The 12,257-nt window shown below is 67.2% G+C and carries 14 protein-coding genes; 10 read left to right on the top strand and 4 right to left on the bottom strand.

Annotation, left to right across the window (positions count from 1 at the left end):
• Positions 1-5: 5 nt before the first annotated feature.
• Positions 6-818, bottom strand: a complete 813-nt coding sequence (gene mazG, locus AAIL68_RS05655) for a nucleoside triphosphate pyrophosphohydrolase (RefSeq protein WP_347138613.1) — start codon at positions 816-818, stop codon at positions 6-8.
• A 61-nt stretch (positions 819-879) separates the two neighbouring features.
• On the opposite strand from mazG, the gene AAIL68_RS05650 reads away from it, so the two are divergent.
• From AAIL68_RS05650 to AAIL68_RS05605, 10 genes are all read left to right on the top strand, one after another.
• Positions 880-2,046, top strand: coding sequence for a M20 aminoacylase family protein (locus AAIL68_RS05650; RefSeq protein ID WP_347138611.1), 1,167 nt, complete (start codon positions 880-882; stop codon positions 2,044-2,046).
• A gap of 123 nt (positions 2,047-2,169) precedes the next feature.
• The gene (gene yajC, locus AAIL68_RS05645; protein WP_347138610.1) at positions 2,170-2,505 is read left to right on the top strand and encodes a preprotein translocase subunit YajC; all 336 of its coding nucleotides are present in this window, start codon (positions 2,170-2,172) and stop codon (positions 2,503-2,505) included.
• 36 nt (positions 2,506-2,541) lie between these two features.
• Positions 2,542-4,206, top strand: coding sequence for a protein translocase subunit SecD (gene secD / locus AAIL68_RS05640; protein WP_347138609.1), 1,665 nt, complete (start codon positions 2,542-2,544; stop codon positions 4,204-4,206).
• An 11-nt stretch (positions 4,207-4,217) separates the two neighbouring features.
• Positions 4,218-5,198, top strand: a complete 981-nt coding sequence (secF, locus tag AAIL68_RS05635; protein WP_347138607.1) for a protein translocase subunit SecF — start codon at positions 4,218-4,220, stop codon at positions 5,196-5,198.
• On the top strand, positions 5,198-5,551 hold the full coding sequence (locus tag AAIL68_RS05630; protein ID WP_347138606.1) for an Mth938-like domain-containing protein: 354 nt from the start codon (positions 5,198-5,200) through the stop codon (positions 5,549-5,551). The genes secF and AAIL68_RS05630 overlap by 1 nt, the downstream gene beginning before the upstream one ends.
• A complete protein-coding gene (ccmA, locus tag AAIL68_RS05625; protein ID WP_347138604.1) occupies positions 5,548-6,174 on the top strand; it encodes a heme ABC exporter ATP-binding protein CcmA in 627 nt (208 codons plus the stop codon). The genes AAIL68_RS05630 and ccmA overlap by 4 nt, the downstream gene beginning before the upstream one ends.
• Positions 6,175-6,319: 145 nt before the next feature.
• Positions 6,320-6,976, top strand: coding sequence for a heme exporter protein CcmB (gene ccmB / locus AAIL68_RS05620; RefSeq protein WP_347138603.1), 657 nt, complete (start codon positions 6,320-6,322; stop codon positions 6,974-6,976).
• 43 nt (positions 6,977-7,019) lie between these two features.
• On the top strand, positions 7,020-7,745 hold the full coding sequence (gene ccmC, locus AAIL68_RS05615; protein WP_347138602.1) for a heme ABC transporter permease CcmC: 726 nt from the start codon (positions 7,020-7,022) through the stop codon (positions 7,743-7,745).
• Entirely contained in the window at positions 7,742-7,885 is a 144-nt protein-coding gene (gene ccmD, locus AAIL68_RS05610) for a heme exporter protein CcmD (protein WP_347138601.1), read from the top strand. The genes ccmC and ccmD overlap by 4 nt, the downstream gene beginning before the upstream one ends.
• Positions 7,878-8,417, top strand: coding sequence for a DsbE family thiol:disulfide interchange protein (locus AAIL68_RS05605; RefSeq protein ID WP_347138600.1), 540 nt, complete (start codon positions 7,878-7,880; stop codon positions 8,415-8,417). Before ccmD ends, AAIL68_RS05605 begins: the two co-directional genes overlap by 8 nt.
• Positions 8,418-8,615: 198 nt before the next feature.
• Here AAIL68_RS05605 and AAIL68_RS05600 read toward each other — a convergent pair whose 3' ends face one another.
• Genes AAIL68_RS05600 through AAIL68_RS05590 form a run of 3 tightly spaced genes read right to left on the bottom strand, consistent with a single transcriptional unit; the run spans position 8,616 to position 12,172 of the window.
• Positions 8,616-8,945, bottom strand: coding sequence for a DUF2934 domain-containing protein (locus AAIL68_RS05600; protein WP_347138599.1), 330 nt, complete (start codon positions 8,943-8,945; stop codon positions 8,616-8,618).
• Positions 8,946-8,968: 23 nt separating this feature from the next.
• Positions 8,969-11,026: a glycogen debranching protein GlgX gene (gene glgX, locus AAIL68_RS05595; RefSeq protein ID WP_347138598.1), complete on the bottom strand. Its 2,058-nt coding sequence runs from the start codon at positions 11,024-11,026 to the stop codon at positions 8,969-8,971.
• 12 nt (positions 11,027-11,038) lie between these two features.
• Entirely contained in the window at positions 11,039-12,172 is a 1,134-nt protein-coding gene (locus AAIL68_RS05590) for a sugar phosphate nucleotidyltransferase (RefSeq protein WP_347138597.1), read from the bottom strand.
• Between the last annotated feature and the right edge of the window lie 85 nt (positions 12,173-12,257).

Below are 12,257 nucleotides of genomic sequence, written 5' to 3'. Positions count from 1 at the left end.
GGCTTCTACTCCGCCGCCTTTTCAGCCGCCTTGGCCTGATCCCACAGCCGGTCCATCTCGGCCAGGTCGCTGTCCTCGGGGCGGCGGCCCTGGGCGGCCAGTGCCGCTTCGATGGCCTGGAATCGGCGGGTGAACTTCGTGTTCGCCCGGCGCAGCGCCTGTTCGGGATCGACCTTCAGGTGCCGCGCCAGGTTCGCCATCACGAACAGCAGGTCGCCGAATTCCTCCTTCAGCGCGTCGGCGCCAAGGCTGTCGCGCGCCTCGACCAGTTCGGCGGTTTCCTCGGCGATCTTGTCCAGAACCTCGCCCGCATGAGGCCAGTCGAAGCCCACGCGGGCCGCGCGGTTCTGCAGCTTGATTGCGCGCGTGAGCGCCGGCAGGCCCAGGGCCACCCCATCCAGCGTGCCGCGTTCGGCCTTGCCTGCGCGCTCGACCGCCTTGATGGCCTCCCAATCCTTGACCTGCTGTTCGGCCGACTTGTCGCGGGATTCATCGCCAAAGACATGCGGATGGCGGAAGACCAGCTTGTCGGAAATCGCCGCCGCGCAGTCCGCGAAATCGAACATCCCCGCCTCGCGCGCCATCTGCGCGTGGAACACCACCTGCAGCAGCAGGTCGCCCAACTCGCCCGGCAATTCCCCCCATGCCTGCCGGTCGATGGCGTCCGCGACCTCATGCGCTTCCTCGATCGTATAGGGCGCGATGGAGGCGAAGTCCTGCTCGATGTCCCAGGGGCAGCCCGTCTTGGGATCGCGCAACTGCGCCATGATGTCGATCAGGCGGGCGATCTCGGCCCCAGGATCGCGTCGGTCGGTCATTGCGATTTCCCCCGGATTCTGTCCTGATGGGCCATTGCCACAGCCAAGGTGTTTAGTCCACATGCCCGTCCTGAACCGCATCGCCGAATTTTCGGATGACATGACACAGTGGCGCCGCCACCTGCACCAGCATCCCGAACTGGGCTTCGACTGCTACGGCACCGCCGCTTTCGTGGCCGAACGCCTGCGCGACTTCGGCGTGGACGAGATCCATGACGGCATCGGCCAGTCGGGCATCGTCGGCATCATCGAAGGGCAGGGGCCCGGCCCCACCATCGGGTTGCGCGCCGACATGGACGCCCTGCCGATGGAGGAGATCACGGGGCTGGATTACGCATCCACCGTGCCGGGGCGGATGCATGCCTGCGGCCATGACGGGCATACGACCATGCTGCTGGGCGCCGCCCGCTATCTGGCCGAAACCCGCAATTTCGCGGGCCGCGTTGCGCTGATCTTCCAGCCGGCCGAGGAGAACGGCGGCGGCGGAGAGGCCATGGTGCAGGACGGCATGATGGAGCGCTTCGGCATCGAACGGGTCTTTGCCATGCACAACAGCCCCGGCCTGCCCGTGGGGGTGATGAACACCACGCCCGGTCCCATCATGGCCGCCGTCGATACCTTTGAAATCCATGTGCAGGGCCGGGGCGGGCATGGCGCGATGCCGCATCTGACCGCCGATCCCATCGTGGCCGCCGTGGCGGTGGTGAACGCGATCCAGACCATCTCCAGCCGCAACCATTACGCGCTGGACGATCTGGCCCTGTCGGTCACGCAGATCCACACGGGCAGCGCCGACAATATCGTGCCCGACACCGCCTATGTCTGCGGCACCGTGCGGACCTTCGCGCCGCAGGTGCGCGACATGGTGCGCCGCCGGATGACCCAGATCTGCGACGGGCAGGCGGCCGCCTATGACGTGACGATCCGGCTGGATTACGCCGCGGGCTATCCCGCCACCGTCAACGACCCCGGCCAGACCGCCTTCGCCGTCGATGTCGCGCGCGAGATCCTGGGCGAGGCGAATGTCCAGGACGATGCGGGGCGCGAGATGGGGGCGGAGGATTTCAGCTACATGCTGCAATCGCGGCCTGGCTGCTATCTGTTCATCGGCCAGGGCGACACGGCCAGCGTCCACCACCCGGCCTATGACTTCAACGACGAGATCTCTCCCATCGGGGCCAGCTTCTTCGCGCGGCTGGTCGAACGCGCGCAGCCCGCACGGGCCTGACGTTCACGATCCTGTTCGTCGCGGCCCAGCCGCCCGGCCTTTCTTGCCAAGCAGGAAAGGCGGGGATAGGTTGCGCGCCAATCCGGGCGGGGCCAACCGCCGCGACAGCCGAAAGGACCATCCATGTTCGTGACCCCCGCCTATGCGCAGGCCGCCGCCGGCGGTGCCAATGCCGGCGCCGCATTCGCGCAGTTCATCCCGCTGATCCTGATCTTCGCGATCATGTATTTCCTGATGATCCGCCCCCAGCAGAAGCGCGTGAAGCAGCACCGCGAAATGGTCGCCGCGCTGAAAAAGGGCGACCAGGTCGTCACCCAGGGCGGCATCATCGGCAAGGTTGCCAGCGTCCGCGACGAGGAGCTTGAGGTCGAGATCGCCACCGGCGTGCGCGTCCGCGTGGTGCGCGGCACGGTGTCGCAGGTGCTGTCGGCCACGACGCCCGTCGCCGCCAACGGCTGAGCCTGACCTTCCACCAATTCAAGGGCTTCGGCGAAGATGCTTCAGATCGACCGTTGGAAACGCATCCTGATCATCGGGCTCTGCATCATCGGCATCGGCTTTGCCGTGCCCAACCTGTTCTACAGCCGTGTCGAATCCCACAACGACGCCGTGGCCGAGATCGAGCGGTCGGGTATCGAGACGCCGGAACTGGCTGCCGCCCGCGACGGCTGGCCCGGCTGGCTGCCCAGTTCGGTCGTGGCGCTTGGCCTCGACCTGCGGGGTGGCGCGCATCTGCTGGGCGAGGTCCGCGTGGCCGAGGTCTACAAGGCCCGCATGGACGCGCTGTGGCCGGAACTGCGCCGCGCCCTGGCCGATGAACGCGCGACCCTTGGCGCGATCCGCCGCCTGCCGTCGCCCGAAGGCACGCTGAAGATCGAGATCGAGAAGCCCGAGGGGATGACCCGTGCTGCGGAAATCGTGCGCGGCTTTTCCAACCCCGTCACCACGCTGACCGGCGCGGGCCAGCAAAGCCTGGCGATCCAGGCGCAGGGCAACACGCTGACCGTGCAGCTGTCGGACGCCGAAAAGGCCGCGACCGACGACCGCACCGTCCAGCAAAGCGTCGAGATCATCCGCCGCCGCGTCGATGAGGTCGGCACCCGCGAGCCGACCATCGTGCGCCAAGGCGCCGACCGCATCCTGATCCAGGTTCCCGGCATCGGCTCGGCCGAGGAACTGAAGGCGCTGATCGGCACCACCGCCAAGCTGACCTTCAATTCCGTCGTGGCCACCGGCACCAACCCCGATGCCCGGCCCGGCGTGGGGCAGGTGATCCTGCCCTCGGCCGAGCAGGAGGGGCTGTATTACACGCTGGAGGAAAGCCCCGTCGTCACCGGCGAGGAACTGACCGATGCGGTGCCCTCGACCGACCAGAACGGCATGCCCTCGGTCGATTTCCGCTTCAACCCGACGGGCGCGCGCAAGTTCGGCGCCTATACCAGCGCCAATATCGGCCAGCCTTTCGCCATCGTGCTGGACAACAAGGTGATCTCGGCCCCGGTGATCCGGTCGGCCATCACTGCCGGGTCGGGCCAGATTTCGGGGTCCATGGACTTCGACGGCGCGAACCAGTTGGCCGTGCTGCTGCGCGCAGGGGCGCTGCCCGCGCAACTGGACTTTCTGGAAGAACGCACCATCGGCCCGGAACTGGGCCAGGACAGCATCGACGCGGGGCGGTTGTCCTCGGTCATCGCGACGGCGGCGGTGGTGGCCTACATGATCGCCAGCTATGGGCTGTTCGGGGCCTTCGCCTCGATTTCCGTGATCCTGAACGTGATCCTGATCCTGTCGATCATGTCGATCATGGGCGCCACGCTGACCCTGCCGGGCATCGCCGGGATCGTGCTGACCGTGGGCACGGCGGTCGATGCCAACGTCATCATCTATGAACGCATCCGCGAGGAATTGCGCGCGGGCAAGCGCGTAGCCAAGGCCATCGGCGACGGTTTCGACGAGGCGATGAGCGCGATCATCGACGCCAACGTCACCTCCTTCATCGCGGCGGCGGTGATGTTCTTCCTGGGCTCGGGCCCGGTCAAGGGCTTTGCCGTGACGCTGACCATCGGGCTTGTCACCTCGGTCTTCACGGCCATCTTCCTGACGCGGCTGATGATCGTGTGGTGGCTGGAATGGCGCAAGCCCAAAGAACTGATCCTGTAAGGGGACCGTATATGGCATTCCGTCTGAAACTCGTCCCCGACAACACCCGCATCGACTTCTTCCGCTGGCAGTGGCTGACCTTCGGGCTGTCCATGCTGGCGATGGTGATCTCGGTCGTCCTGATCTTCACCATGGGCCTGAACTTCGGCATCGACTTCAAGGGCGGCACCACCATCCGCACCGAAAGCCCGACCGCCTTCGAGGTCGGCGATTACCGCGAGGCCCTGGACGACCTGGGCTTCAGCGACCTGGCCATCACCGAGGTTTTCGACCCGAGCTTCGGCGCCGACCGCCACGTCGCCATGATCCGCATCGGCACCACAGACGAGACCGGATCGGTCAGCCCCGAGCAGTTGAACCAGATCGAGGCCGCGCTGCACGAGGTCGATCCGCAGATCACCTTCGCATCGGTCGAATCGGTGGGGCCGAAGGTGTCGGCCGAACTGATCCAGACGGCCTTCTATGCCGTGGGGGCGGCCTGCCTGGGGATCATGGCCTATATCTGGCTGCGCTTCGAATGGCAGTTCGCCATCGGCTGCGTGGTGGCGCTGATCCATGACGTGCTGCTGACGGTCGGGCTGTTCTCGCTGTTCCAGATGAAGTTCGACCTGACGACCATCGCGGCGCTGCTGACGACGCTGGGCTTTTCCTGCAACGACACGGTCGTGGTCTTTGACCGGCTGCGCGAAAACCTGATGAAGTACAAGACGCGGCCGCTGCTGGACCTGATGAACCTCACCACCAACGAAACGCTGTCGCGCACCATCATGACCGCCGTGACGACCGCCATCGCCTTGGGCGCGATGCTGATCTTTGGCGGCGACGTGATCCGCGACTTCGTGATCGCGATGCTGTTCGGGGTGGTCGTCGGCTGCTATTCCACGATTTATGTCGCCAAGAACATCGTGCTGTGGCTGGGCGTGAAGCGCGACTGGTCGAAGAAGGATCCGAAGCTGGCGGCCTCGCCCTTTGAAAACGCGGAACGCCCCTGATGAAGCTGACACCCACCCAGTTCGGCGGAGCCGTGGCGGTCGATGGCTATGGCCCCGGCTTCTTCCGGGTCGGCGGGCAGGTCATCCAGGGCGCGGTGCTGGTGACGGCTGCGGGCGGTGCGGCTTGGGGCGGGTTGGACGACCGCGCGCCCCTGCTGGCCCTTGCCGGGCAGGTGGATGTGCTGTTCATCGGCATGGGTGCCGATCCCGCCCATGCCCCCGCCGATCTGGTCGCCGCATTGCGCGAGGGGGGCGTGGCGGTCGAATCCATGGCCTCGCCCACGGCGGCGCGGACCTATAACGTCACGGTGTCCGAGGGGCGGCGCGTCGCCTGCGCGCTTCTGCCCCTGTGAGCCTGCTTGCCATCCGTGACCTTGCCGTCGCGCGCGGCGGTCTGCGGACGGTCGAGGGGGTGTCCTTCACCCTGGACGCCGGGCAGGCGCTGATCCTGCGCGGCCCGAACGGCATCGGCAAGACGACGCTCTTGCGCACGGTCGCGGGCCTGCAGCCGCCGGTCACGGGCCGGATCGAGATGCCCGAGGATGCGGTGGCCTATGCCGCCCATGCCGACGGGCTGAAAGGCGCGCTGACCGTGGCCGAGAACCTGCGCTTCTGGGCGCAGGTCTTTGGCGGCGGCGATGTGGCGGGCGCCTTGGCGGCGATGGACCTTGCCGTGCTTGCCGACCGCCCCGCCGCCGCGCTGTCCGCAGGGCAAAAACGGCGCCTTGGCCTTGCGCGTCTGGTGGTCTCGCGCCGTCCCCTGTGGGTGCTGGATGAGCCGACGGTGTCCCTTGACGCGGCATCCGTGGCGCGCTTCGCCGACATGGTGCGGGCGCATCTGGCGCGGGGCGGGGCCGCGCTGATCGCCACGCATATCGACCTGGGTCTGGACGCGCGGGTGCTTGACCTGACGCCCTTCAAGGCCCAGGCCACGCCTGCCGCGCGACCAGCAGGCTTCAACGAGGCTTTTGCGTGAACGGGACGGAGGCAGGGTCAGAGGGCGGTGCCCGGCCGCGGGTGGGTGCGAAGCGCCCGCCCGGGGAGGGGGTGGGACGCTACGCGACGGTGCCCGTCGGGCGAAACAGGGGCGAGCGTTCCGAGCGCAGTTTCAGGGCCTGGCCATGCTGTCCCTGCTGAAACGCGACCTGACCCTTGCCATCCGCGCGGGCGGAGGCTTCGGCCTGGGCGTGGCCTTCTTCCTGATCCTCTGCGCGCTTGTCCCTTTCGGTGTGGGCCCCGACACCGCCGCCTTGCAGCCCATCGCGTCGGGCATCCTGTGGCTGGGCGCGCTGCTGGCCTGCCTGTTGTCGCTGGACCGCATCTTCGCGCTGGACCATGAGGACGGCAGCCTTGACCTGCTGGCGACCTCGCCCCTGCCGCTGGAGGGGGCGGTTGCGGTCAAGGCGCTTGCCCACTGGATCACCACCGGCCTGCCGCTGATCGTCGCCGCGCCGCTGTTCGGCATCCTTTTGCACCTGCCGCCCGCCGCCCTCCCGGCGCTGCTGGCATCCCTGCTGCTGGGCACGCCCGCGCTGTCGATGCTGGGCGCCTTCGGAGCCGCCGTCACCGTGGGCCTGCGCCGGGGGGGGCTGCTTCTGTCGCTGCTGGTGCTGCCGCTCTATATCCCGACGCTGATCTTCGGGACCGAGATGATCCGGCGCGGGCAGGAGGGCGGCGATACGGGAACGCCGCTGCTGTTCCTGGCGGGCATCACGGCGGGGGTGCTGGCCCTGGTACCTTTCGCCGCAGCCGCCGCGTTGCGGGTCAATCTGCGGTGAAGCGGGCTTGAGCCGCGCGCGGGGCCCCGCTAGGGAAGAAGCCATGTCGATCTGGGAATACGCCAACCCCGTCAAGTTCATGCGCACATCCGGCGCCGTCCTGCCATGGGTCGTGGCGGGGGCCGTGGCCTGCACGGTCACGGGCCTTGTCTGGGGGTTCCTGACGCCTGACGATTACCGGCAGGGGTCGACGGTCAAGATCGTCTTCCTGCACGTGCCCGCCGCGATGATGGCGATCAACATCTGGGTGATGATGCTGGTTGCTTCGTTGATCTGGCTGATCCGCCGCCACCATGTCAGCGCGCTTGCCGCCAAGGCCGCCGCGCCCATCGGCGCGGTGATGACGGTGATCGGGCTGATCACCGGCGCGGTCTGGGGCCAGCCCATGTGGGGCACCTGGTGGGAATGGGATCCGCGCCTGACCAGCTTCCTGGTCCTGCTGCTGTTCTATATCGGCTACATGGCGCTGTGGTCGGCGGTTGACGATCCCGACAGCGCCGCCGACCTGACCGGCGTCTTGTGCCTTGTGGGTTCGGTCTTTGCGTTGCTGTCGCGCTATGCCGTGTTCTTCTGGAACCAGGGGCTGCACCAGGGCGCCAGCCTGTCGGTGCAATCGGGCGAAAGGATGAGCGCGGTTTACCGCTATCCCCTTTACCTGACCATGCTGGGCTTCGGGCTGTTGTTCCTGTCGCTGATGCTGATCCGCACCCGGACGGAAATCCGCAGGCGCCGCCTTGCCGCCCTGCAAGCCAGGGAGATGCGCGCATGATCGAGCTTGGGAAATACGCAACCGCCGTGCTGGGTGCCTATGGGGTGTCGCTGGCGCTGCTGGGCGGGCTGATCTGGCAGACGCTGGCCGCGAATGCCCGCGCCCGGCGCGATCTGGAAAAGCAGGAAAACCATGGCTAGGATTTCGCCTCTTGTCGCGCTGCCGCCGCTGGCCTTTGCCGCATTGGCGGGCATGTTCCTGTGGGGGATGGAGCGGGACGATCCGAACACGCTGCCATCCGCCATGGTGGGGCGGCAGACGCCCACTGTCCCGCAGACCACGCTGCCCGGCAAGGTGCAACTGACCGACGAGATGCTGCGCCAGCCCGGCGTCAAGCTGGTGAACTTCTGGGCAAGCTGGTGCCCGCCCTGCCGGGCCGAACATCCGACCTTGACGGAACTGGCCAAGCAGATGCCCGTCTATGGCGTCGATCTGCGCGACGTGGAGGCGAATGCCCTGGCCTTCCTGGATCAGGACGGCGACCCCTATGCGGCGCTGGCCACCGACCCCAAGGGGCGCGGCGCCATCGACTGGGGCGTGACCGCCCCGCCGGAAACCTTCATCGTCGATGGCGAGGGCACGATCCTTTACCGTTTCGCGGGCCCCCTGGTGCGCGAGGATTACACCAACCGCTTCCTGCCCGAACTGGAAAAGGCGCGCGCGGCCGAATGACACGCCGCCCATTTTGTCGGAGGATTTCCCTCCTGCCGCCCGTCCGCTGGGGGCCAAGGAGCAGCGGCTGAAGGGTAGGGGCGAACGCACGGTCCGCGTTTCCCTGCCCGGCGATCCGGCACTGTCAGCCTGTAGAGTGGGGTTTTACCCCACCGACTCCGGGCGGAAAGTTCCGGTCTTTTGGGGAAGGCCCCGCCTTCAGGGACCGTCGTTCAGGTAAGGCGTGGATTCGGCTTGCGGATCGTCAGGCGCTTCGTTGGACATGGCGCTCTTGCGGGTCCGCTTGGGTTTGTCCGGGTCCGCCGGGCTGGCGGCCTTGGTGGTCTTGGGCGACTTGGCGGATTTGGCGCGGGTCGTCCGGGCCGGCTTGGGTTCGGCCCCTTCGCCGGGCTGCTGGTCGCCCATCTCGTTCCTCAATTCCGCCTCGGCACGGGTCCAATGGTCGGCATCGCGTCCTTCGGGACGGCCTTCGCTTTCCCAGATCTCGTGGGCGCGTTGCCTGATCCGCTCCTGGTGGTCCTGATCCATGGTCTTCCTCCTTTGGTTTGCCATCAACGTACAAGCGCCATGACGGTCTGCCACGGCACCGGCACGGTGCCGCTGACGGGACGGTCCTGCGCGACCTCGTCTTCCGAGGTGTCGATGCGCAGCACCCACTCGCCCTCGGGCAAGGCGAATTCCGCATCCTCGCCCGCATTGACCAGGATCAACACATTCGCGCCTTCAGGCAAGACCTGCTGCAGGCCAAAGCACCGCAGCTCGCCGTCCTGCCAGTCGCCTTCCTCCATCGCGCCGCCGCGCGGGTGCAGCCATTCGATGGCGGGTTGCCGGTCCTGCGCATCCTCCGGCGCCGCGCCGAAGCGGGACTGGGACAGAGACATGTCCCGCCGGAAGGCGGTCAGCGCCTGCACGGCCGACAGCAGTTCGTCGCGCCCCTTGTCCCATTCCAGCCAGCTGATCGCGTTGTCCTGGCAATAGGCGTTGTTGTTGCCGTCCTGGCTGTTGCCGAATTCGTCGCCCGCCAGGATCATCGGCACGCCCTGGCTCAGCAGCACGGTGGCCAGCATGGCGCGGGCGCGACGGATGCGCGCGGCGATGATGCCCGGATCGTCGGTCGCGCCCTCGGCCCCAAGGTTGTCGGACAGGTTGTGGTCGTGGCCGTCGCGGTTTTCCTCGCCGTTGGCGTCGTTGTGCTTGTCGTTGAAGCTGACCGTGTCCCACAGGGTGAAGCCGTCATGGGCCGCTACGAAGTTCACGCTGGAGGTCGCGGGGCGGTGGCTGTGGTTGAACTGCACCGGCGATCCGGCAAGGCGTTCCGACATGGCCGGCACCAGCCCCGGATCGCGGCGCCAGAAGGCGCGGGTGTCGTCGCGGAACTTGTCGTTCCATTCGCGGAAGGGCCAGCGATAGCCGCCCACCTGATAGCCGCCCTCGCCGATGTCCCAGGGCTCGGCGATCAGCTTGGCGCTGGACAGCACGGGATCCTGGCGGATGGCGTTGAAGAACGACCCGTCCCGTTCGAACCCCTGCGGCTCGCGTCCCAGGGTCGAGGCCAGGTCGAAGCGAAAGCCGTCCACATGCATCGCCTCGACCCAATAGCGCAAGGAGTCCATGACCATGCGCAGCACCATGGGATGGGCCACGTTCAGCGTGTTGCCGGTGCCGGTGGTATCGAAACCGTGCCGGGGATTGTCGGGCGACAGCAGGTAGTAGGACGAGTTGTCGATGCCGCGAAGCGACAGCGTCTGCCCCAGTTCGTTGCCCTCGGCGGTGTGGTTGTAGACCACATCCAGGATCACCTCGATCCCCGCCTTGTGCAGCCTGCGGATTGCCTCCTTCACCTCGCGGATCTGGCCCGATTTCAGATAGGGGGCGTGGGGGGCGAAGAAGGACAGGGTGGAATAGCCCCAATAGTTCGACAGCCCCCGTTCCACCAGGAAGCGGTCGTTGGCGAAGGCATGGATTGGCAGCAATTCGATCGCGGTCACGCCCGTCTTGTGCAGGTGCTCGATCACCGCGTCGCTGCCAAGGGCCGCGAAGGTGCCGCGCTCTCCTTCCGGGACGCCGGGATGCATCTGCGTCAGGCCCTTCACATGCGCTTCATAGATGACGCTGTTCTGCCAGGGCGTGCGGATGGCGCGGTCGGTGTCCCAGTCGAACTTGGCATCGACCACCACCGCCTTGGGCATGAAGGGGGCGCTGTCGCGCGTGTCGAAGCTGAGATCGTCCTTGCCGATTTCATAGCCATGCAGCGCGTCGTCCCACCGGATCTGCCCGCGCAATTCGCGGGCGTAAGGGTCCAGCAGCAGCTTGTTGGGATTGAAGCGGTGGCCCTGTTCGGGCTCATAAGGCCCGTGGACGCGATAGCCATAGACCTGTCCCGGGCCGATGCCCGGCAGATAGCCGAACCAGATCCCGCCCTCCATGTCCGGCAGGTCCAGGCGGTGCAGTTCCTGCTGACCGGTTTCGTCGAACAGGCACAGCTCGACCCGCGTGGCGTGGTTGGAAAACAGCGCGAAATTCGTGCCTTCGCCCAGGTATTCCGCGCCCAGGATGTCGGGGCGCGTGACGCTGCGGTCGAAGGCCGGGGCTTGCTTGATGTCGTACATTCCAGATCCGTTTCAGACGAAATGGCGGGGCCGCGGGGCGCCCGCCGCGCACTTGGGCAGGTGGGCCGGGACGCGCATCGCCTCGCGCCGGTCCAGCATGGCTTGGTTGACCAGAACGGTCTGCCCTTCGCAGCGGAACCAGCGGGCGTCTTCCTGCGGATCCTCGCCCACCACCAGCCCGTGCGGGATGCGCGTGCCCGGCGCGACGATCGTGCAGGTCAGCCGGGCCGAGGGCGGCACCATCGCGCCCGGCATCATCACGCTGCCCCGCGCCAGATACCATTCCGACGCGGGCGAAAGGCGCGGAAGCCGGGCAGGCTGGGCCGCCACGAAGTCCATATGCGCCTGGCGCAGGGCGTCCAGCGTGCCTACGTCGCGCCAGTAAGGCAGCCCCGAGGGGCCTTCCGTCAGCCGATAGGCCATGGCAAGGCCCTGGGCTACGGCGGCGGGAATGACCTCGTGCCCGAAATCGAGCGCTTCGATGCCGGGGCCGAACAAGGCCTGCTGCAGCCAGGCGGCGTCGAAGACATAGATGCCCATCGACACCATGGCGCGATCAGGCTCACCCGGAATGGCGGGCGGATTGGCGGGCTTTTCCAGGAAGGACAGGATGCGGCCGCTGTCGTCGGTATGCATCACGCCGAAGCTGCTGGCCTGGGCCAGCGGCACCACGTCCACGGCCACCGTGACACCCGCGCCGGATGCGCGATGCGCCGCGATCAGCGCGTCGTAATCCATGTCATAGACATGGTCCGCCGCCAGCACCAGCACCTGGTCCACCCCCCAGTCGCGGATCTGGCGCCAGTTCTGGCGCACGGCGTCGGCGGTGCCCAGGTAACGGTCGCGCCCGTCGCGCAGCAGCATGGTGCCGGATGCGAAATGCCGGCCCCAGCGGGCGGGCAGGTGGTGATGCAACGTGGCGGGGGCGAACTGCGTGGCCACCAGCAGCTTGTCCAGGCCCGCGCGGACGACATTGGCCATGGCGAAATCGACGATCCGGTTCCGCCCCGCGAAGGGCACGGCGGGCTTGCTTTCGGTGGCGGTCAGATCGTGCAGCCGGGTGCCCTTGCCGCCCGCCAGCAGGATGGCGGCGGTGCCGTGATGGGGTTCGGTCAATCTGGATAACGAGGGCTGCTGGTCTGTCACCGGGGTGATCCTTCTCAAGGGAAGCATGGGCGGCGTGTGGCCGCACCGTCCCAGCAACTGACGCAGGGTCAGATTGTTCCTGTGA

Origin of the sequence: Paracoccus sp. SSK6, from assembly GCF_039770665.1 — a bacterium.
Taxonomy (GTDB): Bacteria; Pseudomonadota; Alphaproteobacteria; order Rhodobacterales; family Rhodobacteraceae; genus Paracoccus.
This window is presented reverse-complemented; position numbering and strand designations above follow the sequence as displayed.